Annotated in this window: 22 protein-coding genes and 1 pseudogene; 14 read left to right on the forward strand and 9 right to left on the reverse strand. The window is 71.1% G+C overall.

The annotated features are described in order from the left end of the window. Nucleotides 1–108 precede the first annotated feature (108 nt). Both ACWGKT_RS35430 and ACWGKT_RS35435 read left to right on the forward strand, forming a co-directional pair. Nucleotides 109–786 carry a SanA/YdcF family protein gene (locus ACWGKT_RS35430; RefSeq protein ID WP_453276875.1) on the forward strand — a complete coding sequence of 226 codons (678 nt, stop codon included), beginning with the start codon at nucleotides 109–111 and terminating at the stop codon, nucleotides 784–786. Further along, nucleotides 764–1,511 (forward strand): annotated as a pseudogene (locus tag ACWGKT_RS35435) (arylamine N-acetyltransferase family protein). Before ACWGKT_RS35430 ends, ACWGKT_RS35435 begins: the two are co-directional and overlap by 23 nt. A gap of 49 nt (nucleotides 1,512–1,560) precedes the next feature. Here the strand turns inward: ACWGKT_RS35435 and ACWGKT_RS35440 are convergent. Next, entirely contained in the window at nucleotides 1,561–1,974 is a 414-nt protein-coding gene (locus ACWGKT_RS35440) for a gamma-glutamylcyclotransferase family protein (protein ID WP_453276876.1), read from the reverse strand. Nucleotides 1,975–2,112: 138 nt separating this feature from the next. Between ACWGKT_RS35440 and ACWGKT_RS35445 the strand changes: the two genes are divergently transcribed. The 3 genes from ACWGKT_RS35445 to ACWGKT_RS35455 all read left to right on the forward strand — a co-directional run bounded on the left by ACWGKT_RS35445 (nucleotide 2,113) and on the right by ACWGKT_RS35455 (nucleotide 6,464). Next, on the forward strand, nucleotides 2,113–3,756 hold the full coding sequence (locus tag ACWGKT_RS35445; RefSeq protein ID WP_356158222.1) for a M4 family metallopeptidase: 1,644 nt from the start codon (nucleotides 2,113–2,115) through the stop codon (nucleotides 3,754–3,756). Nucleotides 3,757–4,132: 376 nt separating this feature from the next. Then, nucleotides 4,133–5,764 (forward strand): IS200/IS605 family accessory protein TnpB-related protein, encoded by a 1,632-nt coding sequence (locus tag ACWGKT_RS35450; RefSeq protein WP_453276877.1) that lies wholly within the window; start codon nucleotides 4,133–4,135, stop codon nucleotides 5,762–5,764. A 16-nt stretch (nucleotides 5,765–5,780) separates the two neighbouring features. Then, entirely contained in the window at nucleotides 5,781–6,464 is a 684-nt protein-coding gene (locus tag ACWGKT_RS35455) for a DUF6215 domain-containing protein (protein WP_453276878.1), read from the forward strand. Between the two features lie 65 nt (nucleotides 6,465–6,529). On the opposite strand, the gene ACWGKT_RS35460 is transcribed toward ACWGKT_RS35455, so the two are convergent. After that, nucleotides 6,530–8,047, reverse strand: coding sequence for an MFS transporter (locus ACWGKT_RS35460; RefSeq protein WP_453276879.1), 1,518 nt, complete (start codon nucleotides 8,045–8,047; stop codon nucleotides 6,530–6,532). 189 nt (nucleotides 8,048–8,236) lie between these two features. On the opposite strand from ACWGKT_RS35460, the gene ACWGKT_RS35465 reads away from it, so the two are divergent. Next, nucleotides 8,237–8,971: a TetR/AcrR family transcriptional regulator C-terminal domain-containing protein gene (locus ACWGKT_RS35465; protein ID WP_453276880.1), complete on the forward strand. Its 735-nt coding sequence runs from the start codon at nucleotides 8,237–8,239 to the stop codon at nucleotides 8,969–8,971. 71 nt (nucleotides 8,972–9,042) lie between these two features. Here ACWGKT_RS35465 and ACWGKT_RS35470 read toward each other — a convergent pair whose 3' ends face one another. The 4 genes from ACWGKT_RS35470 to ACWGKT_RS35485 all read right to left on the reverse strand — a co-directional run bounded on the left by ACWGKT_RS35470 (nucleotide 9,043) and on the right by ACWGKT_RS35485 (nucleotide 13,959). Further along, the gene (locus ACWGKT_RS35470) at nucleotides 9,043–9,684 is read right to left on the reverse strand and encodes a hypothetical protein (protein WP_453276881.1); all 642 of its coding nucleotides are present in this window, start codon (nucleotides 9,682–9,684) and stop codon (nucleotides 9,043–9,045) included. Further along, on the reverse strand, nucleotides 9,681–11,240 hold the full coding sequence (locus ACWGKT_RS35475; RefSeq protein ID WP_453276882.1) for a hypothetical protein: 1,560 nt from the start codon (nucleotides 11,238–11,240) through the stop codon (nucleotides 9,681–9,683). The genes ACWGKT_RS35470 and ACWGKT_RS35475 overlap by 4 nt, the downstream gene beginning before the upstream one ends. Before the next feature lie 15 nt (nucleotides 11,241–11,255). Beyond that, entirely contained in the window at nucleotides 11,256–12,716 is a 1,461-nt protein-coding gene (locus ACWGKT_RS35480) for a hypothetical protein (protein WP_453276883.1), read from the reverse strand. A gap of 109 nt (nucleotides 12,717–12,825) precedes the next feature. Continuing rightward, nucleotides 12,826–13,959: a hemopexin repeat-containing protein gene (locus ACWGKT_RS35485; RefSeq protein WP_453276884.1), complete on the reverse strand. Its 1,134-nt coding sequence runs from the start codon at nucleotides 13,957–13,959 to the stop codon at nucleotides 12,826–12,828. 317 nt (nucleotides 13,960–14,276) lie between these two features. On the opposite strand from ACWGKT_RS35485, the gene ACWGKT_RS35490 reads away from it, so the two are divergent. From ACWGKT_RS35490 to ACWGKT_RS35515, 6 genes are all read left to right on the forward strand, one after another. Continuing rightward, nucleotides 14,277–14,795 (forward strand): hypothetical protein, encoded by a 519-nt coding sequence (locus ACWGKT_RS35490; protein WP_356150563.1) that lies wholly within the window; start codon nucleotides 14,277–14,279, stop codon nucleotides 14,793–14,795. Between the two features lie 111 nt (nucleotides 14,796–14,906). Further along, nucleotides 14,907–15,527, forward strand: a complete 621-nt coding sequence (locus ACWGKT_RS35495) for a class F sortase (RefSeq protein WP_235452211.1) — start codon at nucleotides 14,907–14,909, stop codon at nucleotides 15,525–15,527. 168 nt (nucleotides 15,528–15,695) lie between these two features. After that, nucleotides 15,696–18,326, forward strand: coding sequence for a nitrite reductase large subunit NirB (gene nirB, locus ACWGKT_RS35500; RefSeq protein WP_453276885.1), 2,631 nt, complete (start codon nucleotides 15,696–15,698; stop codon nucleotides 18,324–18,326). Then, nucleotides 18,323–18,679: a nitrite reductase small subunit NirD gene (gene nirD, locus ACWGKT_RS35505; protein WP_356150559.1), complete on the forward strand. Its 357-nt coding sequence runs from the start codon at nucleotides 18,323–18,325 to the stop codon at nucleotides 18,677–18,679. The genes nirB and nirD overlap by 4 nt, the downstream gene beginning before the upstream one ends. Before the next feature lie 168 nt (nucleotides 18,680–18,847). Beyond that, nucleotides 18,848–19,381, forward strand: a complete 534-nt coding sequence (locus ACWGKT_RS35510) for a hypothetical protein (RefSeq protein ID WP_453276886.1) — start codon at nucleotides 18,848–18,850, stop codon at nucleotides 19,379–19,381. Nucleotides 19,382–19,418: 37 nt separating this feature from the next. Then, a complete protein-coding gene (locus ACWGKT_RS35515) occupies nucleotides 19,419–20,252 on the forward strand; it encodes a serine hydrolase domain-containing protein (RefSeq protein WP_453276887.1) in 834 nt (277 codons plus the stop codon). A 25-nt stretch (nucleotides 20,253–20,277) separates the two neighbouring features. Here ACWGKT_RS35515 and ACWGKT_RS35520 read toward each other — a convergent pair whose 3' ends face one another. Continuing rightward, entirely contained in the window at nucleotides 20,278–21,204 is a 927-nt protein-coding gene (locus ACWGKT_RS35520; protein WP_453276888.1) for an oxidoreductase, read from the reverse strand. 100 nt (nucleotides 21,205–21,304) lie between these two features. On the opposite strand from ACWGKT_RS35520, the gene ACWGKT_RS35525 reads away from it, so the two are divergent. Both ACWGKT_RS35525 and ACWGKT_RS35530 read left to right on the forward strand, forming a co-directional pair. Next, nucleotides 21,305–21,778 (forward strand): hypothetical protein, encoded by a 474-nt coding sequence (locus ACWGKT_RS35525; protein WP_453276889.1) that lies wholly within the window; start codon nucleotides 21,305–21,307, stop codon nucleotides 21,776–21,778. 125 nt (nucleotides 21,779–21,903) lie between these two features. Then, the gene (locus tag ACWGKT_RS35530; protein WP_453276890.1) at nucleotides 21,904–22,308 is read left to right on the forward strand and encodes a nuclear transport factor 2 family protein; all 405 of its coding nucleotides are present in this window, start codon (nucleotides 21,904–21,906) and stop codon (nucleotides 22,306–22,308) included. 183 nt (nucleotides 22,309–22,491) lie between these two features. Here the strand turns inward: ACWGKT_RS35530 and ppdK are convergent, their stop codons facing one another. Both ppdK and ACWGKT_RS35540 read right to left on the reverse strand, forming a co-directional pair. Then, entirely contained in the window at nucleotides 22,492–25,239 is a 2,748-nt protein-coding gene (gene ppdK, locus ACWGKT_RS35535; protein WP_453276891.1) for a pyruvate, phosphate dikinase, read from the reverse strand. Nucleotides 25,240–25,645: 406 nt separating this feature from the next. Further along, nucleotides 25,646–26,866, reverse strand: a complete 1,221-nt coding sequence (locus ACWGKT_RS35540; protein WP_453276892.1) for an ROK family protein — start codon at nucleotides 26,864–26,866, stop codon at nucleotides 25,646–25,648. Between the last annotated feature and the right edge of the window lie 27 nt (nucleotides 26,867–26,893).

Consider the following 26,893-nt stretch of genomic DNA (forward strand, 5'->3'; position numbering starts at 1 on the left):
CGTTTTCCAGGCCTTCACGGCGCGGGCCCGTTCGATGTGAGGCGAACCGGATCACTGTTCGAGGCGTCCTCCAAGGGCGAGGACGATTCGGCAGGACTGGGGGACCGTATGAAGATCCGTCGACCGCGGCTGCCGCGCACGCGTGCCGGGCGCCGGCGGCTGGTGCAGGGTGTGATGGCCGCGTGCGTCCTCGCGCTGCTGCCGTCGACCTGGCTGTACGTGTCCACGGCCGACCGGCTGCGGACGACGGCGGACGTGCCGCGCGCCGAGGTCGCCGTCGTCTTCGGCGCGGGCCTGTGGCAGGGGGAGCCGTCGCCGTACCTCGCGCACCGGCTGGACGCGGCGGCGAAGCTGTACCGCGCGGGCCGTATCGAGGTCGTCCTGGTCACCGGGGACAACAGCCGCGAGGACTACGACGAGCCGGACGCGATGCGCGCGTACCTCGGCAAGCACGGCGTGCCGGACTCGCGGATCGTCAGCGACTACGCGGGCTTCGACACCTGGGACTCCTGCGTCCGCGCGAAGAAGATCTTCGGCGTCGACCGGGCGATCCTCATCAGCCAGGGCTTCCACATCCGCCGGGCGGTCGCCCTGTGCGAGGCGGCGGGGGTCGACTCGTACGGCGTCGGCGTCGACGCCAAGCACGACGCCACCTGGTACTACGGCGGCACCCGCGAGGTCTTCGCGGCGGGCAAGGCCGCCCTGGACGCGGTGTTCGAGCCGGATCCCCGGTTCCTCGGCCGGAAGGAACGTGGCGTGGAACGTGCGCTGGCGAGCGGTCGGTGAGACGAAGATCCCCGCGGCCGGTGCCCGGCGGCCCGACGCGGCGACCCTGAGGGGCGTGCACCTGGCCCACGCCCGGTCCACACCCTTCGAGAACCTGGACCCGCTGGCCGGTACGGCTCCTTCGCCGGCCCCGGCCGACCTGATGGCCAAGCTGGTGCGCGGCCGCCGCGGCGGCTACTGCTACGAGCACAACACGCTGTTCACGCTGGCGCTGGAGGCGCTCGGCTTCCGGGTGACCGGGATCGCCGCCCGGGTCGTCCTGGGCGCCGACCGCCTCGACAGTCGGCCGCGCACGCACATGACGCTGCTGGTCGAGGCGCCGGGCGATCCGCAGCCGTATCTGGCGGACGTCGGGTTCGGGGCGGCCGGGGCGCTGCTGGAGGCGGTGCCGCTGACCGTGGGCACCGAGTTCCACGGCGCGGGCCGTCGGCACCGGTTCGTGCACGTGCCCCACGAAGGGCCGTTGGAGATGTGGGTACTTGAGGCCCATCAGCGGGGCGAGACGGACCAGGGGGCCGGCGACGGCGGCTGGAGCGGTCAGTACGCGTTCACGCTGGAGCCGTTCTCCCGGCCCGACTTCGAGGTCTTCAACTGGCACGTCGGCACCAACCCGCGCCGACGGCACGGTCACCGAACGCAAGCTCACCGACGAGGCCGAGGCCCGGCGCGTCCTGGACGAGGACGTCGACATCACCGTGCCGCCGGGCCTGAACCTGCTGACCTGACCTACCGACCCCACGGGGGCGATGGGACGACGGGGCGGCTCGCCCAGACCTAGCTCCGGGTGAGCCAGTCGCCGCTCTCGATCCGCGTGCCCCCCGCGCGCAGGCGGGCGGCGACGGGAGGCGCGGCGACGTACACCCAGGCGCGTACCGTCCGTCCGTCGGCTCCCCGGACGACCGGCTTCGCCACCCGCTCGTACAGGTTCCGCGCGTCCCCGGGCGCGTACTCCTCCAACCGGTCGAGCGCGGAGAGCAGTTGCTCGTACTCCTCCGGCAGCGGCGTGACCAGTTCGCCGGACACGACGCCGTCCGGTTCCTCCACGACGTACGGATATCCGGGCCCGTCGTACAGGGCCGCTCCCGCGAGCCGGGCCGGTTCCTCGGCCAGTGTGCGGCCGCGCAGGAAGACGTCGTGATTGCCCTCACCAGGGCGAAGGGTGCCGTAGACGAAGAACGGAAGGGTCACGGAAACGATTCTGTACCCCCTCCCTACCCACACACATCTCCTTGAAGGCGCTATGGACATGCCATGTCATGCCCCTTTAAATCTCAGTCGACATCTGCGCCACCCCCACGCCTTCGAGGCGCCTCCCCAAGGAGACCGATGAGTCGGACACGGCACATCCGAGGATCCCGTCTCGCCACGGCCGGCATAGCCGCCACCACAGCGACCCTGCTGGCCGCCGCGCTCTCCCCCGCCGCCCACGCCGACGGCAGACCGAACCGGGCCACCGCGATCGAGAACGCGGCGTCCGCGCTCGTGCAGCACGCCACGAGCCTGGGCCTCACCACCGCCCAGGACACCGCGGTCCGGGACGTGATCGTCGACAAGGACGGCACCCAGCACGTCCGCTACAACCGCACCTACCGGCAACTCCCCGTGCTGGGCGGCGACTTCGTCGTCCACCTGGCCCCGAACGGCAGCTACCGCAGCGCCGACCGCGCCACGCGCGGCCTGATCTCGCTCCCCTCCGTCACCCCGAAGCTGTCGGCCCCGAAGGCCGCCGACCTCGCGGCGAACGCGCTGCGCGCCGCGAACCTCGGCGAGAAGCTGAGGAGCCTGAAGGCCAAGCCGGAGCTGGTCGTCGACGCCCTGCACGGCGCGCCGAAGCTGGCCTGGCGCACCAACGCGGTGGCCAAGGACTCCCTCGGCAACCCGGTCGCCCGCACCGTCCTGACGGACGCCCGCACCGGCGCGCAGATCGACGCCTGGGACAGCATCGAGACGGCGGGCGGCGACGGCAAGTCCCTCTACGGCGGGACCGTGCCGCTGGAGACGACCCTCTCCGGCTCGACGTACCAGCTGAAGGACCCGACGCGCGGGAACACGTACACCGGCGACGCGGCCAACAAGACCGACCTGTGCATCTTCGGCATCTGCTTCATCCGCGCCCCCGCAACCCTGTTCACGGACGCGGACAACCACTGGGGCACGGGCACGACCGCCGACCGCGCCTCGGCCGCGGTGGACGCCCAGTACGGCACGAACGAGACCTGGGACTACTACAAGAACGTCCACGGCCGCAACGGCATCGCCGGCGACGGCAAGGGCTCGTACAACCGCGTCCACTACGGCAACAACTACAACAACGCCTTCTGGGACGACAGTTGCTTCTGCATGACGTACGGCGACGGTGACGGCTCGATCTTCGGGCCGCTGGTGGCGCTGGACGTCGCCGGCCACGAGATGTCGCACGGCGTGACGTCCAAGACGGCGGCGCTGACGTACTCGGGCGAGTCCGGCGGTCTGAACGAGGCCACCTCCGACATCATGGGCACGCTCGTCGAGTGGTACGCGGGCAACTCCTCGGACCAGGGCGACTACCTGATCGGCGAGAAGATCGTCCGTCCCGGCTTCGGCAAGGCCGCGCTGCGCTTCATGGACAAGCCGTCCAAGGACGGCAACTCGGCGGACTATTGGAGCAGTTCGGTCGGCAACCTCGACGTCCACTACTCGTCCGGCGTCGCCAACCACTTCGCCTACCTCCTCGCGGAGGGCAGCGGCGCGAAGACCATCAACGGCGTCAGCTACGACTCCCCCACGTACAACGGCTCGACGGTGACCGGCATCGGCCGGGACAAGCTCGGCAAGATCTGGTACCGGGCGCTGACGGTCTACATGACGTCCTCGACGAACTACAAGGCCGCCCGCACGGCCACCCTGAACGCGGCCAAGGACCTCTACGGCGCGGGCAGCACGGAGTACAACGCGGTGGCGGCGGCGTGGAGCGCGGTCAACGTGAACTGACCGCTCCCGCAAGCGCCTTCGAGTGACACGCGGGCCGTCCCTTCCGGAACCGGGGCGGCCCGCGCGCACGGTGCGGAATCTCGCTTCCCCGTGAATCGATCACCCATCAGGCTCCCCCGGCGCGATCAGGGGAGACCGGGGGTTGGAACAGCTGGCTCTGTCATGAGTGATAGCGCGCTTGAGTGAGCGGGGGTTAGTGCGTGGTTTCCGAGTCGATGCGGAGTGGGGCCCGGAGGCGTTGCTGACTGCCGGGCGGTGGGACGGGTCCCGGACTCCGTGCGACGGGGAACGGTAGTTCCTTTGTCGAATGCGTGACTGTTGTGTGTGATGTTCGTTGGGCGGGGTGGCGAGGGTTTCGGGCACGGGGGGCGAGCGGGTGAGTCGGCTGCGGGAGGTGGTGGCGCCGTTCGTCGCGCTCGGCCCGTCGGGTGTGGCGATCCGTACGCGGCTGAAGGGGCTGACGCCCGCCGATGAGAACGTGCTGCGCCTGGTCGGCGGGCATCTGGGGTCGCTGGCCTCTCGTGATCTCGCCGTGCGCTGCCGGGACGGGCTGGAGCACTGCGCCGACACCTGGGCGCTGCGCAAGCGGGAGCTGACTGCCCGGTCGTCGTCCCGCTGGGCCGGGAGTATCACGAAGGCCACGCACGATCAGTGGGCACTCGCCCGCCGCGGCCAGTTCGCCCACATCCAGTGCCTTCAGGCCGGGGTGCGCACCATCGCTCGTCGGCTGTCCCTCCCCGTGGGGGAGAAGGGCACCAAGAAGGTACCGGGCGGCTACCGCAGCAAGCAGGAGTGGTTCGCCAAGACCCGCCGCCTGCATGTTCTCAACGACCGGCTGGAGCGGGAGCTGGCCGACCGCGAGGCCGGGCGCGTGCACGTCGTGCGCGGTGGCAAGCGGCTCGCCCGCACCCGCCACAACCTGGAGGCTGCGGGGCTGACCGAAGCCGCATGGCGTGCGCGGTGGGAGGCCGAGCGCTGGTTGCTCGCTGCCGATGGCGAGTCTGGAAAGCGGTACGGCAACGAGACCCTCCGCGTCACTCCGGACGGCGAGGTCTCGATCAAGCTGCCCGCCCCGCTCGCCGAGCACGCGAACGCCCCGCACGGCCGCTACATCCTCGCGGGCCGCGTGCAGTTCCGGCACCGGGGCGCCGAGTGGGCCGACCGTGTCGAGGCCAACCGCGCCATCGCCTACCGCATCCATTACGACGTATCGCGTGCCCGCTGGTACCTGACCGCCTCCTGGCAGATCCCGCCCGCCAGGACGATCCCGCTGCAGGCGGCCCTGGCCCACGGTGTGATCGGCGTGGACACCAACGCCGACCACCTCGCCGCCTGGCGCCTCGACACTCACGGCAACCCGGTCGGCAACCCGCGCCGCTTCTTCTACGACCTGACCGGCACCGCCCAGCACCGCGACGCCCAGGTCCGCCACGCCCTCACCCGCCTGCTCCACTGGGCCCGCACCTGCGGCGTGAAGGCGATCGTGGTTGAAGACCTCGACTTCGCTGCGGAGAAGACCCGCGAGAAACACGGCCGCAAGAAGCGGTTCCGGCAGCTGATCTCCGGCATGCCCACCGGCCGCCTGCGCGCCCGGCTGACCTCCATGGCCGACCACACCGGCATCGCGATCATCGCGGTCGACCCGGCCTACACCTCCAAGTGGGGCGCCCAGCACTGGCAGACCCCGCTCACCAGCAACACCAGGAAGACCACCCGCCACGACGCAGCGGCCGTGGCGATCGGACGGCGCGCCCAGGGACACCCGATCCGGCGACGGACGGCACCGCCCCGGCACCACCAGAGCGATGGTGCCGGGCATCGGACCGCCCAGGCCCGACTGGGTACCCCCGGGCGTGAGGGAACCCGCCCCCGCATCCCCGGACCACGGACACGATCCGTCTGCGCCGGACGCGGAGCGAACACGGGAGACCAGAACGCCCAACACCGCTCGGGGCGTTCGGCTGAGCATGAGTTCTGGCAACAGGACTCACTCCCGCTCAGTCTCTAGGAACGGTAATGACGTCATGGCCGAAGCAGTCGCCGCATCCGAGAAGAGCCCGAACGCGTGGGCTCAGGCCATCGCGGCGGCGGTGATGATCTCAGCCCTCGGGGGTGGGCTGTTGGCGTTTCAGAAGGCCTCCGCGCACAGCGCCGACGAGCCGGCCACCTGCTCGGCAGACAAGAAGGACAAGCCGTCGAAACGCGTTTCCGGGGCAGAGCTGTGCACGGCGCTGAACCGCGCCGACCTGCCGACGCTCCTCGGAACGCCTCGGGAGCACGCGGTGACCGCCGACGGCAGCCAGAGCTCGCTCAAGCTCGCGAGCGGCACCGAGATCGCCACCCCCGAAGCGACCGTCACGCTCACGACCTACTCCGTGAAGCTCTCGCGGTCCTACGACGATCTCCCCGTCGCCGGGACGGCCGACCTGCTGGGCGACGCGGAGACGAAGACGGTCCTCGGCCACCCGGCGGTCCTCTACTCGGACCGGACCATCGCCCTCAGCTTCAACCTCGGCGGCGGCAAGGTGGACACCGGCCCCGGCGGCATCGCCCGCAGCCTCCTGGTCGCACCGGACGCGAAGGACGGCGGCGGCTCCTTCGAGATGGCCATCTGGCGCCAGGACTCCGTCATACCCGACGACGCGGCACTGCTCCGCGTCGCGGAGAAGGTACTGCCCACGCTCCCGGGGTGGACGGCCGCCGGCTGACGGCTCGCCCGAGAGGGCCGGTGCCTGTTCAGGCACCGGACCGGCCCTCTCGGGTGATGTTCCGGTCAGGCGACCGGCTCGGGCTCCGGCTCCGTCGCCGGGGTCTCCTGCGGCTGCTGCGGCTCGGTGTCGCGCATCACCAGGGTGGACAGGAGGGCGGCGGCCAGGACGCCGATCGCGCTCAGGGTGAAGGTGGTGGACATCGAGGAGGTGAAGGCCTCGCGAGCCGCGTGGACCAGTCCCGCGTCGCCGTGGGCCACCGCCAGCGCGCCGGCGATGGACTGCTTGGCCTGCTCGGGGGCGTCGGCGGGCATCTCGGCGGCGAAGCCGCTGGTGAGCAGCGAGCCGAGGATCGCGATGCCGAGGGCCGTACCGGCCTGCTGGACGGTGTCGTTCAGGGCCGAGCCGACGCCCGCCTTGTCCGCCGGGATGGTGGCCATCAGCGCGCCCACCGCGGCCGGCATCGCCAGGCCCGCACCCAGGCCGAGCAGGCCGAGCAGGCCGAGGGCGATGGCCGGGACGGTGAAGCCGGTGTCGGCGCCGACCGTGGTCAGCAGGGCGAAGCAGCCGACCATGGTCAGCATGCCGGAGAGGATCACGAAGCGGTTGCCGATCAGCGCGGCCAGCTTGACGCCCACGGTGTTGCCGATCAGCGCGGCGACGGCCAGCGGCAGGAAGGCCAGGCCCGCCTTCACCGGCGAGTAGCCGAGGACGAACTGCAGGTACTGGGTGAGGACCAGCAGCAGACCGCCGTTGCCGATCTGGACCAGCGCGAGGGAGAGCGAACCGCCGCTGAAGTTGCGGTGCTTGAAGAGGACCAGCGGGACCATCGGGAAGGAGGTCACGTTCTCCCAAACCACGAAGCCCGCGAGGGTGAGGACCGCGATCCCCAGGGAGACCAGCGAGCGGCCCTCGAACGCGCCGTGCTGCGGAATCTCGATGATCCACCAGACCAGGGCGGTCATGCCGGCCGCGGAAAGCACCGCGCCCAGCGGGTCCGCCTTCTGCCACGGCGCCTTGGACTCCGGCATCAGGGTCAGACCCGCGACGACGGCCAGCACGACGACCGGGACGTTGAGGAAGAAGATCGAGTGCCAGGAGAAGTGGTCGATCAGGACACCGCCGAGGACCGGGCTGCCGACCAGGCCGAGCATCGACACCGAGCTCCACGCCGCCATCGCCTTGCCGCGCTCCTCCTCGTCGAAGACGGTGATGAGGATCGACAGGGTGGAGGGCATGATCAGGGCTCCACCCACACCCATCGCCACGCGTACGGCTATCACCTCGCCGGGATTCGTGCAGACGGTCGCGGCCAGTGACGCCGCCCCGAACAGCAGCAGACCGATCAGCATCACCTTGCGGCGGCCGAAGCGGTCACCGAGGCTGCCGGAGGTCAGCAGCAGGCCGGCGAAGACCAGGATGTAGGAGTCGAGGATCCACTGGGTGTCCTGCGCGCTCGCCCCGAGGTCCTCGGTCATCGAGGGCACCGCGACGGTGAGGGCCATGCTGTCGATCACCAGGACCAGCGTGCTCAGGCACAGCACGACCAGAATCCACCAGCGACGCGGATTGCGGGTTTCCATCGGGGTCTTCCTTTCGACTCAACCAGAGTGCGCACACTGTTCCCGTGGCGCGAACACCGTTCCTTGCGATGCGAACACTGTACGCATAGCGGAACGGTGTGCGCAACCCACGATCGCTGTACGCTGGTTGCGTACGACGTACGCACCGAGGCATGTACGTACGCCCGAAGAAGCCGACAGGAGCGCGTCATGGCCGCCGCCAAGAGCAAGCCGAACCCGATCCCCTCCGTCTGGGCCAGGCCGCAGCGCGAGCCCGACCAGCCCGCGCTGAGCCGGGACGTGATCGTCCGTGAGGCGATCACCATGCTGGACGCCGAGGGCATCGAGGCGCTCAGCATGCGCAAGCTCGGCGCCCGGCTGAACGCCGGCGCGACCTCCCTCTACCGGCACGTCGCCACCAAGGACGAGCTGATGGAGCTGGCCGTGGACGCGGTCGCCGCCGAGATCCACGTGCCGCCGTCCGACAGCCCGGACTGGCGCGCCGCCGTCACCGAGGCCGCGCACTCCTTCCGGGCGACGGCCCTGCGTCACCCCTGGCTGTCCTCGGTCCTCGGCCAGGCCGGGCTCGCCTACCTGGGCCCCAACCTCATGGCCTTCTCCGAGCGGCTCGCCTCGCTGTTCATCGCGATCGGCTTTCCGGACCCCAGCGGCGCGATCGACGCGGTGCTGTCGTACACGATCGGCATGAGCACCACGGAGGCCGCCTGGCTCAGCACGGTCGCCCGCTCCGGCGAGACGGAGGCCGAGTTCATCGACCGGCTGCTGCCCGCCGCCCAGCAGGCCGCGGCCGACCACGACCACCTCGCCGACTCCTACCGCGACGCCGCCGTCAGGACCGCGGACCCCGTCAAGCTCCGCGACGACAAGTTCGCCTACGCGCTGGAGATCGTCCTGGACGGGCTGGCGCTGCGGCTGCCGGACTAGGCCCTGTCGTCAAACTCGCGTCTGCCCCGCGACGCGAGTTCGACGACAGGACCTAGGACTCGGGGACTTTCTCACCGGGCGAGGTCGTCCGTCTCCAGGTAGACCTCGGCCAGGATCTGGAGCTGGGTTCCGTCGGCCGTCGTGATCTGCTCGCCCGGTCTCGGGCGGCTCATGAGGTCGTCCCGGCGGCCGGGGAGGATCACGGTCCACCCCTCCCGCACCTCGCCGTCCACGGCCAGTGCCGTCAGCGTCTGGTCGAAGTCCGGCGGTACGGTGAGCCGGCGGGTCAGGAACAGCCGGTCCTCGTCACCGAAGACGACGTAGGCCGGGTCGGTCGGGTCGGCGCCGGTGAGCCCGCTGTCGGGCGGGTCGGTGTCGGGCGCGTCGAGGGGCCGGGCGTGGAGCAGGTGACTGACCCGCACCGACAGCGGCCCCAGGGAGTCGCCGTCCCTGTCGAAGCGGCCGAAGTACAGCTCCCCGGGGAATTCCGCCCCCGGTTCGAGGTCCTTGAGGAGCACCTCCGTCTCGGGGCGGGCCGTGAACACCGCGGACGTGCCGAAGCGGGAGCGGGCGGAGTCGTACGCGGGCGTGCTCAGGGTCACGCGCAGGATCGCCTGGAAGTCGTAGGGCGGGCCGAACATCGGGAGGTGGACGGCGTACACGGGATCCCTGCCCAGGAGCAGGAGGCCGCGCAGTGCCCGGGGCGCCGTCACCAGGTCAGCCCCGGGTCCGGATCCGGGCACCGCGGCAGTCGCCGGCAGACGAACGCGGCGAGGAAGACGTCGTCCGGGCCGGTGACGGCGTGCTCCTCGCGCGGGGACGTCCAGCGGTAGGTGACCCAGCGGATCAGCATGTTGTAGCCGTACTTGACGACCAGGACCTTGGCGAAGTTGCCCTCGCTGGTGGCCACCGCGAAGACGTCGCCGTCGACGAGCTGGTTGGAGCCGTCGGGATTGCCGGGGACGGGGCTCTTGCCGTAGGTGAACGCGGCCAGCTGGTCCACCGTGAGCGAGCCGAAGTCCCGCACGCCCAGGTTGACGATGCTCGCCCGGCCGTTCGGCACCAGCTGCGCGGACGACTGGGTCATCCACTCCCACCAGACGTCGGCGTAGAACATGTCGCCGCCCTGCTCGCCGGTGTCGAAGTCGAAGGTCCAGGTGCCCTTCAGCGCGGTGTCGCCCTGGCTGGCCACGACCGTGTCGGTGACCAGGCGGGTGAGGTCGAGGTTGCGGGCCAGGGCCACGGACTCGACGTACGCCGGGCAGCGGCCGTGCGGCGGGCTGCCGCCGTCGCTCAGCGGCGTCACCGAGGGCGACAGCTGCCACGCGCGGGAGCCGAAGAGTTCCATCGGCGGATCCAGCCACGGGCGGACGACGGAGACCACGCGGTAGTCGAAGGCCAGGGACTGCACCGTCGGGTCGATGCCGCCGCCCAGGGCCGCCATGAGTTCCGGCGGCGCCTGCTCGGCCAGGGTCAGCAGGGTCTGGCGGGGCAGCACCACCCGGGACCAGGGCATGTCCAGGGCGCCGGCCGGTGAGTAGTACGTCGGCGCGTAGCGGATGCCGTTCGGGGCCGTCGAGAACTGGTCGGGGAGGTTCGGGTTGAAGGTGTCGCGGTGGCGTTTCCAGATGCTGGATGGTGCCTTCGACGCCAGCTCCGAGGTCTCCCTGAGCGCGTCCTCGACCTGGGCCTTGTGGCCGCCCGTCTGCCACGCCTCCATCGCGTCGTCCCGGATCTGCCGCAGCCGGGGCTCGTCGACGTGCGCCCAGTGGTCGCGGACGGCGGGGTCGGGCGACATGCTTGCGGTCTGTTCGCCCTGGTGGTAGTCGGTGTCGGCCTGGAGCCAGGCCTGGCGGGCGGCGCGGTAGTCGAGCAGGGCCCGGGACGGGGACGGGGTGCCGCTCGCGTCCGTCACGTAGAGGTAGGCCGACGCGGCGTCGTAGCGCTGCCGCTCCTGTGGGGTGAGGCTGCTGTGCGCGAGGTCCGCGGCCAGCACCTCGCCGTAGACGTCCCACAGGTGCGGCGTGCCCGGCGGCGACCAGACGGGCTGGGTGGGCACCCGGTTGACCAGTTCGGAGAACTCGGCGTGGGCGCCCGCCCGGACGGCGTCCAGCGGCCCGTCGAAGCGGAACTCGGCGTCGCGGTACGCCAGCGGTGTGGCCGGTACGGCGACCAGGTGGTCGGCGTCGGTGAGCAGTTGCTGCATACGGGTCGCGAGGCCCAGCAGGGCGGAGGCGTCGACGGAGGACGCCGCCTCGGTGTTGACCATGTGCGCGCCTTCGGGTCAGACCAGCTGGTCGGGGTCGATGCCGTCGAGGAGGTTGGGCGTCTTGCCGAGCAGGTGGTTGACGAAGCCGATGATCTGCATGCCGGGGACCCGGATGGTGGCGCCGTCGTTCTCCGAGTGGAAGTGCTGGTCGGACTCGGAGTGGCTGTAGCTGCCGTTGATCGTGAAGGGGCCCCAGCCGACGCTCGCCGACACGGACACGGAGCTCGCGTGGTGCTGGAAGGCCTGGGCGAGCGAGGCGGAGCGGATGGTGAGGTTCTTGACGAACAGCGCCTGGAGCGGGTAGCCGATGAAGCGGCCCTGGGGCGGGGTGCCGCCGTCCGAGGGCATGTCGTCGTAGTTCCAGCCCTCACCCTTGCGCAGGTCCCAGCCGCGGTTCTCCAGGAACTCCGGGTAGAACCAGGGGCGGACGACCTGCACCTGGGTCATGTCGAAGGACATCGAGAAGTCTTCGAGCTGAAAGTTCTCGCTGTAGTCGGTGGAGGTCGAGGAGACGCCCGCGCTCGCGCTCCACAGGCCCCAGTTGAGGCCGCCGCCCGCCGACCAGGACGTGGTCTCGTAGTGGCTGTGGGAGTCCACCATCTGGTGGTACATGGAGTAGTTGGTCCAGCCGGCGGAGGTGGCGAAGTCACCGGGCACGACGCTTGTGTAGTAGAAGGACTGGCCCGGTCCGAGGGCGCTGGTGAGCGCCTCCTCGTAGTACCGCTCCAGGTTGCGCTTCCACAGCAGCATCGACTTCTCGGTGGTCTGGTCGATGTAGGCGTTGATCTCCTCGACCTCGTTGCGATAGCCGCTGGAGGTCCAGTCGTCCGCAGCGGCGGCCACCTGGAGCGCGTACAGCTGCGCGTTGCTCGCCCAGTCCGCGACCGCCTGCTTGCCGGCCTCGCCGATGGCGGCCTGGGCGGCGATGCGCTTGTTGTTGTACGCCAGCGCGGCGGCCACGTACGCCTGCATGCCGGCCTTGTAGGCCTTGAGCATGGGGCTGTCCTCGGTGACCTGCTTCTCCTGTTCGGTGACGATGTCCTTCACCGTGCGGGTCACCCGCAGCAGTCCGCGGAAGCGCTCCAGCTTCTTCTGGTCGTCGGTGAGCTGGTCGTCGATCACCTTCGAGAACTTGAGGATCTGGCCGTAGATCTCGCTCAGCCGCGCCCCGCTCGCGTTGCGCCACACCCCCTCCTGGCGTCCCGTCGAGTACGCCGACGTCACGTCCGGGATGAAGTCGATCAGCGAGGCGAAGTTGAACGCCTGCTGGAGCAGCAGCTTGTCCTCGGCCGCGGTGGCGCCGGTGCCGATGCCCTGCGCGGCGAACGCGAAGTCCGCCTCCTGGTAGGGCAGTCCCGGCATGCACCAGGTGATGAAGCTGGATGTGGAGGGGGGCACGCTTCCGTCGCCCCCCGTGAGCACGTTGTACATCTGATCGCGGAACGTCCGCCCGAGATCCCCCAGTTGATACCCCATGCGACCGTCCTGCCCGAGTCGCCGGACACCCATACGACCGGCTGGAGTGCTTCACCCGGATAAGTGAATTACCCGAGCAATAACGGCACTTGGGGAACTTTGCGGGTCTTCAGTCACTGGCCTCGATGATGCGCATCACCCTCGCCAGTGCCTCGTAGTAGTCCGTCGCCGTCGCGTATCCGGCGTCCGCGACGGCGCGCGCGAAGGCGTACGCGTCGTCGGTGTGCTCGAAGGCGGGGGCGTACCGGCTGTTGCTGCGCAGGAAGTTGCCGTGCGCGGTGAAGGCGTCGGCGGGCGAGGCGTAGACGCGGAACCAGTCGCGGACGACGTAGACGTACTTCCCGTCGGCCCGCTGGGTCACCGAGATGACCTCGGGGAACACCGCGTCGGGCCGGTCGAGCACCTCCGTGGTGCGCAGCAGCTGACGGGTCTCGGGCGGGTCGCCGGCCCTGGCCTTGATGCCGAAGAAGTTGTTGCCGGGCGCGTGCGCGCCCCAGCCCGACTCCAGCGCGGCCTGGCCGAGCGTCACCAGCGCGGGCACGCCCGTGGCCGCCTGCCCGGCGTCGGCGTACTCCCCGTATCGAGCGCGGAACTCGGCCGCCGTCGCCGAGCGCTCCACCGGCGCTGTGGCGGCATTCGACCAGACCGCGTCGAAGGGGCCGGTCAGGCCCGGCCACTGGTCGGCGACGGTGAGCGGGTAGCCGTCATCCTGGCGCTTCTTGTGCCAGTCGATGCCGACGTACTCCGTGCCCCTGAAGAGGTACGCCCGCCCGTTGCCCGGGTTCAGCGCCCCGTCGAGGCCGTCGCCCACCCAGTCGGCGGCCACCCCCGTCCAGCCCGCGGCGACGGCCTTGGGATAGCCGGGGTCCTGCTGGTCGGCGGCGATGTCGTAGCGGACGTACTCGCCGCCGCTGAAGAAGTAGATCTTGCCGTCGCCCCAGTTCATCGCCGCGTCGACGGTGTCGAAGGACAGTCCGGGCCAGTTGCCCGCGATGGGCAGCGGGTAGCCGTCGTCGACGGTCTGGGTGGCGAAGGGGATACGGACGTACTCGGTGCCCCGGAAGACGTACAGGTGCTGCCGCCCGAGGTCGACGGCCGCGTCGACGCCCTCCTCCCAGCCGGGCGGCAGGCCGCTCCACGCCGTGCCGAGCTGCCACTGCCCGGCGGTGTCGGCCGCGTCCGCGTCGATGTCGTACGGGGTGACCGTGTCCCCGACGGTGAAATAAACCCTGTCCACGCCCATGCGCGCTCCCTTCGTCCGCTCTCCGGGGGATGCATGCTCCGCGCCCCGGTCTTCATGGCGGCCACCGCCGTCCCGTTCGGGTGAATCCGCGAGCGTGAGGCTGACGCGGTCCCGCGTACGCCCCATGACCTGCCGGAACACGGCGCCGACGACCCGTACGGCCGGTGCCGGCGACACCCGTTCATCCCACAGCCGGCGGCTCCTCGGGAAGCGGCCGGGCGCGAGTGCCACTTACCTCGGAAGGGCAGGGGCGCGACCGACTCGGCGGCACATGGGGGTGCCGCGGGCCGTGATCCCTGGCATGTCGAGGGAGCACCATGCGACGCACCGCCCGTCTGCTGACCGGTACCGCGCTCGCCGTCGCGACGGCGGGGCTGGCCGCCGCGCCCGCGTTCGGCGACGCCGCCGGCAGCCTGGAGGTGTATCCGTCCACGGTGACGCCGGGCGGTCAGGTCACGGTGAACACGAAGGCGTGCGGCGCGGGCTCGGCGCTGGGCGACGCCGGAGCGGTGGGTGCCGGAACGTTCACGCTTGCGCCCAGCGCGCACGAGGGCGACGCGATCGGCCAGTTCCGGGTGCCGCCGAGCGCGCAGCCGGGGACGTACGAGATCGTCGCGAAGTGCGCCGAGGGCGACCGGCAGGTGGCAGGCGACCTCATGGTGACGCTGATGGCGGCGCACGAGCAGGTGCAGCCGCGCGGAAGTGTGAAGACGGGGGTCGGCGGCGCGCTCGGCCGCGACCCCGTGCAGACCGCGGCGGGTGTGTCGGCTCTGGCCGTCGCCGCCGCGGGCGGTACCTGGCTCCTGCATCGCCGGGCGAGAGGCGACGGGATCTGACGGACACCCTCCGCTGTCCGTCCGCCGGTACCGCATGTCCCACCCCCTCCGGGTCCGACGCCCCTCGCGGCCCGGAGGGGGTAGGGGACCTGTTCCGGAGAGGGGTTTCCTATGCGCAGGATCGGGGACACCGCGATAGCCGCGGTCACCGTCGTCGCCCTCGGCTCGGGCGTGTGGCTGCTCGGCGGTACGGCGGGCACGCACGCCCCGCCCCAGCCGTCCGCCGCCGAGGGCCGCCCGGAGGCGGCCGAGGAGCGGCTCACGGCACCCGCGCTGCCGCCCTCCCCGCCCACGCGCATCCGGATCCCCGGGATCCGGGTGAACGCGCCCCTGATGGGCCTCGGCCTGACGAAGTCCGGCAGCCTCGACGTGCCGCCGGCCTCGAACAAGAACCTCGCCGGCTGGTACGAGGCCGGCACCGCTCCCGGCGAGCCGGGCACCGCGATCGTCGCCGGGCACGTCGACAACACCGAGGGTCCCGCCGTCTTCTACGACCTCGGCGCGCTCAAGCGCGGCGCCACCGTCGAGGTGGACCGCAAGGACGGCGGCGTCGCGGTGTTCACGGTCGACGCCGTCGAGGTCTACCAGGCGCGCGACTTCCCCGACGAGAAGGTGTACGGCGCCGCCAAGCGCCCCGAGCTGCGGGTGATCACCTGTGGCGGCGGCTACTCGAAGACCACCGGCTACCAGGGGAACGTGGTCGTCTTCGCGCACCTCACCGGCAGCCGGTGAGGGCCTCCAGCCCCCTCACAAAGCCTCCCCGCTCCCGCTGAGGGCAGCGTTCCTCCCGGGAAACAGTCGTGATGCGGCCGGGTAACGTCGGCGCCGCAGTCTGCGTGGCATGACCTCGAATACGCGTGTGGCGGTGCTCCACCTGCTCACCAACGACGGAGGCTGCTGATGTCCACGACCTCACCTGTCGAGAACCACCCCCGCCCCACGATCGTGCTCGTCGGCCACGGCATGGTCGGCCAGCGCTTCCTCGAAGCGCTCGCCGAGCGCGGCCTGACCGCCACCCACCGCGTGGTCGTGTTCTGCGAGGAGCCGCGCCCCGCCTACGACCGGGTGCGGCTGACCTCGTACTTCTCGGGCCGGACGCCCGACGAACTCTCCATGACCGACCGGGAGTTCATCAAGGAACACGGCATCGAGCTGCACGTCGGCGACCCGGCGGAGAACGTCGACCGGGCGGCCCGGACGGTGACCGCCCGCTCCGGACTGACCGTCGGCTACGACGTCCTCGTCCTGGCCACCGGCTCCTACCCGTTCGTGCCGCCGGTCCCGGGCAAGGACGCCGAGGGCTGCTTCGTCTACCGGACCATCGAGGACCTGCTCGCCATCGAGGCGTACGCGAAGTCGCGGGCGCGGACGGGCGCGGTGGTCGGCGGCGGTCTGCTCGGCCTGGAGGCGGCCGGCGCCCTCAAGGGCCTCGGACTCACCACCCACATCGTGGAGTTCGCGCCGCGGCTGATGCCGGTGCAGGTCGACGAGGGCGGCGGCGCGGCGCTGCTGCGCACCATCGAGGACATGGGCCTGACCGTGCACACCGGCACGGGCACCCAGGAGATCGTGACGGACGACGCGGGTGCCGTGGCCGGCATGAAGCTGTCCGACGGTTCCGAACTCGCCACCGACCTGGTGGTGTTCAGCGCCGGTGTCCGCCCCCGCGACCAGCTGGCCCGCGACTGCGCTCTGGCGGTCGGCGAGCGCGGCGGCATCACCGTCGACGAGCGGTGCCGTACGGTCACCGACCCGCACGTGTTCGCGATCGGCGAGTGCGCGCTGGCGGCGGACGGCCGGGTGTACGGCCTGGTCGCGCCGGGCTACGAGCAGGCCGAGACGGCGGCCGCGACCATCGCCGCCGACGAGGCCGACCAGGTGACGTTCACCGGCGCCGACCTGTCCACCAAGCTGAAGCTGCTCGGTGTGGACGTCGCCTCCTTCGGCGACGCGCACGGCACCACCGAGGACTGCCTGGAGGTCGTATACGCCGACGCCCGGTCGGGCCTGTACAAGAAGCTGGTCGTCGGCCGCGACGGCACGCTGCTCGGCGGCATCCTGGTCGGCGACGCGGAGGCCTACGCCACGCTGCGCGCGTTCACCGGCTCGGTCCCGCCGGTGGCGGCCGAGTCCCTGGTACTGCCCGCCGGCGTGGGCGGCCCCGTCCAGCTCGGCCCCTCCGCCCTGCCGGACGAGGCGGTCGTCTGCTCCTGCCACAACGTCACCAAGGGCGCGGTCCGCAGGTCGGTCACGGAGCACTCCTGCACCAGCGTGCCCGAGGTGAAGAAGTGCACCAAGGCCGGTACGGGATGCGGCAGTTGCGTGAAGGTGCTGGGCCAGCTGCTCACCGCCGAGCTGGAGGCGAGCGGCGTCGAGGTCGACAAGGGGCTGTGCGGCTGCTTCGCGCAGACCCGCGAGGAGCTGTACGAGATCGTCCTCGCCCTGCGCCTCACCTCGTACCGGGAGCTGCTGGACCGGTACGGCCGCGAGGGCGCCCGGGGCGGCGACGGCTGCGAGACCTGCAAGCCGGCCGTCGGCTCGATCATCGCCTCGCTCGCCCCGACGATCGGCGCGGACGGCTACGTCCTCGACGGCGAGCAGGCGGCCCTGCAGGACACCAACGACCACTTCCTCGCCAACCTGCAGAAGAACGGCTCGTACTCGGTCGTGCCGCGCATCCCCGGCGGTGAGATCACCCCGGAGAAGCTGATCGTGATCGGTGAGATCGCCCGTGACTTCGGGCTCTACACGAAGATCACCGGCGGTCAGCGGATCGACCTGTTCGGCGCGCGGGTCGAGCAGCTCCCGCTGATCTGGACCCGGCTGGTGGACGCGGGCTTCGAGTCCGGGCACGCGTACGGCAAGGCGCTGCGCACGGTGAAGTCGTGCGTGGGGCAGACCTGGTGCCGCTACGGCGTCCAGGACTCCGTACGGATGGCGATCGACCTGGAGCTGCGCTACCGGGGGCTGCGCTCGCCGCACAAGCTCAAGTCGGCGGTCTCCGGATGCGCCCGCGAGTGCGCCGAGGCCCAGTCGAAGGATTTCGGCGTGATCGCCACCGCCAACGGCTGGAACCTGTACGTCGGCGGCAACGGCGGCGCGACCCCGCGCCACGCGGACCTGCTCGCGCAGGACCTGTCCGACGCCGAACTGGTGCGGCTGATCGACCGGTTCCTGATGTTCTACATCCGCACGGCCGACCGGCTGGAGCGCACGTCGACCTGGCTGGAGCGGATCCCGGGCGGGCTGGACCACGTACGGGACGTGGTGGTGCACGACTCGCTGGGCATCTGCGAGGAGCTGGAGTCCCTGATGGCGGCCCATGTCGCGCACTACCGCGACGAGTGGGCCGAGACCGTCAACAGCCGCGAGAAGCTGGCCCGGTTCGTGTCCTTCGTCAACGCGCCCGACACCCCCGACCCGGTGGTCGCCTTCGTCCCCGAGCGCGACCAGATCAAGCCCGACCTGCCGCTGCTGAGCATCGGCCACCGTCCCCTGCACGACGCACTGGAAGGAAGCGCCCCGCGATGACCCTGGCACCCGAGACGACATCTTCGATGGTCCAACTGCGGCTGGGCGAGGACTGGTTGACCATCTGCGACCTGGCCGCGCTGACCCCGGGGCGCGGGGTGGCGGCGCTGCTGCCCGACGGCCGCCAGGCGGCGCTCTTCCTGGACCGTACGGGCCAGGTGTACGCGATCGACAACCGCGACCCGTTCGGCGGCGCGGCGGTCCTCTCGCGCGGCCTGACCGGCACCCACGAGGGCAGGCCGTTCGTCGCCTCCCCGCTGCTGAAGCAGCGCTTCGACCTGGTCACGGGGCAGTGCCTGGACGACGAGACGGTACGGGTGGCGACGTACGAAGTGAGGGGGGCGCGGGGTTGAGGGAGGCGGGCGCCTCGTAGGCACCCTTCTCGACCACGCTCGGCCCACCGACTGTTTTCGGTCACGCGAGACGGCTACCGACAGGAAACTTACGCGGGAGGTGTGCCAACCTTCGATCGACGTAAGGAAAGAAAAGGGCCGGACCCGCCGAGGGAGAACGGACAGGACATGGACGAAACCCCGCCCGTCCGACCCGAGGCCGGCATGGTCGTGGGACTCTTCTGGGTCGCCGCGGACGGCGTCCATCTGGGAGCACCCGCGACAACTCCGGCTCCCACCCTGGTTCTCCAGCCGTCCGGGCCCCGTCTCACCGGTCCGGATCCGCGGACGTGGACATGGTCGGAGATCGCCGATCTGCAGGTCACCGAGGTCCCGGTCCGCTCCGCCCTGAACCGCTGGGCGAGCCGGGCGGCGAGCGTCGCCGCGGCGGCCATGGACGTCTGGGTGCCGGGCGACCCCGAGCGGATGACCGTCTCCGTCACCACGCCCGACGGCTGCTTCCGGACATCCGTCCACTCCGGCGCCGCCGTCGCCTACTCGCCCCGCGAGGTCGACCTGTCACGGCAGTTGATCGACCGCTTCGTACGGGGTGGCGCCACACCCGCCCTGATGACCCAGTGGTGGGAGAAGTCGCGACCGACGGGAATCCTCAGGTCGCGCGAGCGCGAGGAGGTTCTCGAACTCTGGCTCGCGCAGGCGTGATCGCCCCGCCTCGGACCGGCGACCGAAGGGCACCGTGATGCGCGTACCCACCTGCGTCCTCAGCAGCTTCGAGGCTCCCCGTGTGCTGCACGGCCACAGCCCCGACCTGTTCGTCCAGATCGGTTCCCTGACCAAGCCGCTGACCGCGACCGTCCTCACGCGGCTGGCGGACAGCGGCGTCCTGGGCCTCGACGACCCGCTGGAATCGTTCCTGCCGGCTCCCAGGGGCACCGGAATCACCCTGCGGCACCTCGCCGAGCACACCTCGGGCCTGCCCCGGCTGCCCCCGGGCCTCGGTGGGAGCGACCCCTACGCGGCCTTCGACGCCGGGGCCCTGGACTCGGTCGTACGCCACCTCGACGGCCTGGTCACCGCCCCCGCGGGCACCTCCGAGGAGTACTCGAACCTCGGGTACGCCGTCCTGGGCGCCGCCCTGGTCTCCGCGGTCGGCGCCTCGTACGAGGAACTCCTGCGCCGGCACGTCCTCGACCCGCTCGGTGTCGCCGACGTCCGCGCCGAGCCCCCGGCCGACCGACGGCTGCACCGGTGGGCGCCGTTGGAACTGCTGCGGCGCCCGTGGACGATGACCGGCGCGATCCTGCCCGCCGGCGGGCTCTGGGCCACCCCCCGGGCCGCCGCCCGTGTCGTCGTCGGCCTGCTCGTCGACCGCGGCCTCGGCGAGCCGGCACCCGCCTGGCAGCCGGCGGGACCCATGCTCTGGCACAACGGCGCGACGAACACCGCGTCCGTCTTCGCCGGTGCCTCACCGAGCGGCTGGATCCTCGTGCACCGCCAGACCGGCCGCGCCGACGCCACGGACAAACTGGCCGTGGACACCTTCAGGGCGGCCGTGGCACGGCGCCGGCGCTAGGTTCCGCACAGGGCTCCCGCTCACCTCACGCCTTCAACACGTCGTACGTCACTCCCGTCAGCCGCTCGGACGCGTCCCAAAGCCGCATGCCCGCCTGGTCGTTGCGGGTCCACGGGGCTCGCCGGGAGGGGGCCGGCGCCCCGCGCCACATCGCGAAGGACGGGCCGGTGAAGGAGTCGGGCCGGACCCCGGGCGCGGTCGCCGCGTACAGCGTGGGCAGCGCGCCCGCCTCCGCCGGCTGGGCGACGGCCGTGTTCACGAGTTCCATCAGCCGCTCCGCGCCCCGGCGCCCCTCGGCCCGCGGCCCGGCCGTCTGGAGATTGGTGGCGGCGTACCCCGGGTGGGCCGCCGCCGCGACGGCGTCCGCCCCGGTGGCCGCCAGCCGGCGCGCCAGCTCGTGCGTGAACAGCAGGTTGGCGGTCTTGGAGCGGGCGTAGGCCACCCAACGCCGGTACCGGCGCTCGCTGTTGAGGTCGTCGATGTCGAGGTTGGCGAGCGCGTGCAGCATGCTGGACACGGTCACGATCCGGGCGCCGGGCGCGGCGAGCAGGGCCGGCAGCAGCAGCCCGGTGAGGGCGAAGTGCCCCAGGTGGTTGACGCCGAACTGGGTCTCGAACCCGTCGGCCGTCGTCCCGTACGGCAGCGCCATCACGCCGGCGTTGTTCACGAGCAGATCGAGACGGTCGTACGCGAACGAGTCGGCGAAGTCCCGTACGGACGCCAGGTCCCCGAGGTCCAGCCGACCGAACTCGGCCTGGGCGCCCGGCACCTCGGCCACCACCTGGTCGGCCGCGACACTCCCCCGGGTCTCGCTCCGGCAGGCGAGCACCACCCGGGCCCCGTTGCGCGCCAGTTCCCGCGCGGTGACGTAACCGAGGCCGCTGTTGGCGCCGGTGACGACGGCGACGCGGCCGGTGAGGTCGGGGATGTCGGTCGTCTTCCAGCCGGGCATGGGCGAGACCTTCCGAGAGGGGGCCGAAGTGCCGTGACAACTCCGGTCACAGCATGTCCCCGTGACATGATGGCGTCCATGATCACACCCCGAAAGGGCGATGCCGCGTAACCGGCCCGGCGCCCTGCGCGCCCGACGGAACCCCGCGCTCCCGCACACCCGGGAGACCCCGCCTCCCGTCCGCATCCCCGGGCTGTCGGCCGGGACCAGTCTCGCGATCCACCGGGTGGAGAGTGCGTCGAACGGCTTCCTCATCCGGGTCGGTGCGACCGACGAAGCTCTACGCCGATACCGTGCGTTCCTGAGCCGCCCGGGGCTACGCCCCCTGTATCCGCGCGAGGCCTTCTGCCCGTCGTGCCCCGGCTGTGCCCTGGACGACGTACGGCACGCCCGTGACGTACTGGCGGAGATCCTGCCACTGTTGCCGCCCCGGGCCCGGGGCGAGCTGCGGAGTGCGCTGCTGACACTCGACCGCCACTATCGGACCCGGACCCTGCCCGACCCACTCGCGGCCGCGCGGGGCGAGGCGCCGTGGTGGCACGGGCGTCTCGCCGACGGCGCTGAGGGCTGGTGAGCGCGGGGGCATCGGTTCCTCGGCAGCGGCACCACACCCGCGCCACCGACGACACCGCCCCGGTTGAGGAGCATGGCAGGGAAAGGCAGGCGACACGAGCACCGCGTGAGGGTGACCATGGCTTCATGACGGCGACACAGCTGGAAACCGGCGGTAACGACCCTCAGGTGGCCGAAGCACTTGCCGCGGAGTACGAGACTCTGGCACCTGAGTGCCGAGCCGATCCTGGCCGGTTGAACCGGTTCCTCGCGCCGGACTTCCATGAGTTCGGCGCCTCCGGTGCGGAGATCGAGTACGAAGGCACCGCACAGCGCGTAGCGGCATACACCGACCCGACTGGTGAGCCGATCAGGGCCGAGCGTGTACGTGGGCTCAGATTGGCCGACGGGCTGGTGATGGTGAAGTACCGCGCGAACATCGACGGGAAGTGGTCGAACCGAACCTCGTTGTGGCGGCGGGTGGCTCCGGCGCACTGGCAGATGTTCCACCATCAGGGAACGCCCACCAAGGGCCCGAACGGCAGTTCCTAGTGCGCCGGACGCCGCTCTCCACGGAGCTGGATGATGCGCGAAGGGGCGGCACCCCCGCACAGGGTGCCGCCCCTCCTTCTATGGTGCGCCGGAGCCGCCGCCGATCGGTCTTGAGGGTCGGGGACCGACGGCGGCTCCGGGGCCAGGGAGGATGGCGGTGGTCGCCGCCCTCCTGGGTGAGGGTCAGCGGTGGTCGCTTCCCTGGGAGTGGGTGGCCGCGCGTCCCGCTTCGAGGCGGGCCACCGGGATGCGGAACGGGGAGCAGGAGACGTAGTCCAGACCCACCTCGTGGAAGAAGTGGACCGACTCGGGGTCGCCGCCGTGCTCGCCGCAGACGCCCAGCTTCAGGTCGGGGCGGGTCTCGCGGCCCGCCTTGGCCGCCGCCTTGACCAGGGAGCCGACGCCGTCCCTGTCGATGGTCTCGAACGGGCTGACGCCGAAGATGCCCTTCTCCAGGTAGGCGGTGAAGAAGCTCGCCTCGACGTCGTCGCGGCTGAAGCCCCACACCGTCTGGGTCAGGTCGTTCGTGCCGAAGGAGAAGAACTCCGCGGCCTCCGCGATCTGGTCGGCGGTGAGCGCGGCGCGCGGCAGCTCGATCATCGTGCCGATCGCCAGCTTCAGGCGGACGCCCGTCGCGGCCTCGACCTCGGCGATGACCTGGTCGGCCTCCTCGCGGACGATCTCCAGCTCCTGGACGGTGCCGACGAGCGGGATCATGATCTCGGCGCGCGGGTCGCCCTTGGCGTTCTTGCGCTGGGCCGCGGCCTCGGCGATGGCCCGCACCTGCATCGTGAACAGACCGGGGATGACCAGGCCGAGGCGTACGCCGCGCAGGCCGAGCATCGGGTTCGCCTCGTGCAGGCGGTGGACGGCCTGGAGCAGTCGCAGGTCGTTCTCGTTGGCGTCCTTGCGGGACTCCGCCAGGGCGACGCGGACCGACAGCTCGGTGATGTCCGGCAGGAACTCGTGCAGCGGCGGGTCCAGGAGGCGGATGGTGACGGGCAGGCCGTCCATCGCCTCGAACAGCTCGACGAAGTCCTTCTTCTGCAGCGGGAGGAGCTGCTTGAGGGCTTCTTCTCGCTCGGTGTCCGTGTCCGCCAGGATCAGGCGCTCGACCAGCTCACGGCGGTCGCCGAGGAACATGTGCTCGGTGCGGCACAGGCCGATGCCCTGGGCGCCGAAGCGGCGTGCGCGCAGCGCGTCCTCGGCGTTGTCCGCGTTGGCGCGCACCCGCAGGCGGCGCTTGCGGTCGGCGAAGGCCATCATGCGGTGGACCGCCTCGACGAGCTCGTCGGCGTCGTCGGCGCCCGGGTGCATCCGGCCCTCGAAGTACTCGACGACCGGGGAGGGCACGACCGGGACCTCGCCCAGGTAGACCTTGCCGGTGGAGCCGTCGATGGAGATCAGGTCGCCTTCCTCGACGACGTGACCGCCCGGGACCGTCATCCGGCGGCGCTTGGTGTCGACCTCCAGCTCCTCGGCGCCGCAGACACAGGTCTTGCCCATGCCGCGGGCGACCACGGCCGCGTGGGAGGTCTTGCCGCCGCGCGAGGTCAGGATGCCCTCGGCCGCGATCATGCCGTCGAGGTCGTCGGGGTTGGTCTCCCGGCGGACCAGGATGACCTTCTCGCCCGAGCGGGACCACTTGACGGCGGTGTACGAGTCGAAGACCGCCTTGCCGACCGCGGCGCCCGGCGAGGCCGCGATGCCCCGGCCGACCTGCTCGGTCTTGGCGTCGTCGTCGAAGCGCGGGAACATCAGCTGCGCCAGCTGGGCGCCGGTGACGCGCTGGAGCGCCTCGGTCTCGTCGATCAGGCCCTGGTCCACCAGCTGCGTGGCGATGCGGAAGGCCGCGCCCGCCGTGCGCTTGCCGACGCGGGTCTGGAGCATCCAGAGCTGGCCGCGCTCGATGGTGAACTCGATGTCGCAGAGATCCTTGTAGTGGTTCTCCAGGGTCTCCATGATCTGCATGAGCTGGTCGTACGACTTCTTGTCGATCGACTCCAGCTCGGCGAGCGGCACGGTGTTGCGGATGCCCGCGACCACGTCCTCGCCCTGCGCGTTCTGCAGGTAGTCGCCGTAGACGCCCTGGTGGCCGGAGGCGGGGTCGCGGGTGAAGGCGACGCCGGTGCCGGAGTCGGGGCCGAGGTTGCCGAAGACCATCGAGCAGACGTTCACCGCGGTGCCCAGGTCGCCGGGGATGCGCTCCTGGCGGCGGTAGAGCTTGGCGCGGTCGGTGTTCCACGAGTTGAAGACCGCCTCGATGGCGAGGTCCATCTGCTCGCGCGGGTCCTGCGGGAAGTCCCGGCCGGCCTCGGTCTTGACGATCTTCTTGAACTTGGTGACCAGCTTCTTCAGGTCGGCCGCTTCGAGGTCCGTGTCGACGGTGACCTTCTTGGCCGCCTTGGCCGCGTCGAGGGCCTCCTCGAAGAGCTCGCCGTCGACGCCGAGGACCGTCTTGCCGAACATCTGGATGAGGCGGCGGTAGGAGTCCCAGGCGAAGCGGTCGTCGCCGGCCTGCTTGGCCAGGCCCTGCACCGACTTGTCCGAGAGGCCGATGTTCAGGACGGTGTCCATCATGCCGGGCATGGAGAACTTGGCGCCGGAGCGGACGGAGACGAGGAGGGGGTTGTCGGCCTGGCCGAGCTTCTTGCCCATCCGCTGCTCCAGCGCGTCGAGGTGCGCACTCACCTCGTCACGCAGTGCCGCCGGCTCCTCGCCGCTGTCGAGGTAGACCTTGCAGGCCTCGGTGGTGATCGTGAAGCCCGGAGGGACGGGAAGGCCCAGGTTGGTCATCTCGGCGAGGTTCGCGCCCTTGCCGCCGAGGAGGTCCTTGAGGTCCTTGTTGCCCTCGGTGAAGTCATAGACGAACTTCACGCCCTCAACGCTCGCGCCCTGCTCGGCTACCTGAGGTTCTTTGTTTTCCGACACGGGTCTCGACTCCTTGAGGCCGCGGTGGCTGCCCTGACGGCGAGGAACATACCCAGATCGAAGGCGCCTGGGTACGTCCACTCGTGCGTCATGTGCACGTAACCGGTCGTCCGCCACCGGATCGAAAGTCAAAGCTTGGCAAGCGCCAAGCGGCCGATGTTTTCACTTCTTGAACGCAATGACACCCCCAGACCCCGAATTCCGCTCATCTGAGCGGCTCTCGGCACGCCTGATTTCGATCGATGAACGATCGAGGGGTGGCACTGAGTGCCACCCCTTGGAGAAGTGCAGTCGCGCACGATCCGCTCATCTGAGCGGAACCCTTATCAAGGGTGGCGAGAATCACGCTGCCACAGGCGACCGGATTTCACCATGCGGACCGAAATTCGGACGTGAAACACCCACGTCACACGCCGAGTGCGAGCAACCGCTGCTCGACCCGTTCCGGCGCGTACAGGTACTCGACGACCAGCGCACCGGCGCCGACCAGCCCGGCCCGCTCGCCGAGCCGTGAGGTGACGACATCCAGGTGGGCGGTGGAGCGGGGCAGGGCCCGCTGGTAGAGCAGCTCGCGCACTCCGGTGAGGAAGGGCGTTCCGGCCAGATCCCCGGCGATCATCAGGACCCCGGGGTTGAGCAGGGTCACCACCGTCGCCAGCACGTCACCCACCAGGCGCCCGGCCTCGCGGGCGAGCGCGGTCGCCTCCGGGTGCCCGGAGGCCAGCAGGTCCCGTACGTCCGAGCCGGAGGCGGCCCGCATCCCGGCCTCCGCGAGGCGCCGGGCCACGGCGCCGCCGCTGGCGACGGCCGCGAGGCAGCCGTACGAACCGCACCGGCACAGCGCCTCCGCGCCCACCCGGATGTGCCCGATGTCGCCCGCGCCGCCGTCGATGCCCCGGTAGATCGAACCGTCGACCACGACGCCGGCGCCTATGCCGGTCGACACCTTGACCAGGACGAAGGCCGAGCAGTCCGGGTGTCCGGTGCGCTGCTCGCCGTACGCCATGAGGTTCGCGTCGTTGTCCACGAGCACCGGCACCGCGGGCGCGCCGGTGCGTTCGGTGAAGGCGCGGGAGAGGCGCCCTCGTATGTCGTAGCCGTCCCAGCCCGGCATGATCGGCGGCTGCACGACCCGGCCGGTCTCGCTGTCCACCGGCCCCGGCACCGCGAGTCCTACGCCGCACACCTCGTCCGGCAGGTGCCCCGCCTTCTCCAGCAACTCGGCGAACCATTGGCCGAGTTCGCCGAGCACGGTCTCGGGCCCGTCCTCCACGACCAGCGTTCCGGAGTGCTCGGCGAGGATCTCGCCGGTGAGGGAGAGGACGGCCGCGCGGGCGTGCCGGGTGTCGAGGTCGGCGGCGAGGACCACGGCGTGGGAGTCGTCGAACTCCAAGGTGATGGAGGGGCGGCCGCCGAGCGGCGAGCCGACCGGGCCGCCGGCCCCCTCGCGCAGCCAGCCGGCCCGGAACAGCCGGTCGAGGCGGTGGCCGACGGTGGCCCGGGAGAGCCCGGTGGCCTGCTGGAGTGCACCGCGTGTGATCGCCCGCCCGCTGCGCACCAGTTCGAGCAGATCACCGGCGCTGGCCTGACTGCCACCCCTGCCGGTCCTGCCGGGCTGTCCGGTCATGCGCACCCCCTTGTGTTTCTCAAGACT

Source organism: Streptomyces sp. NPDC054794, from assembly GCF_053611585.1.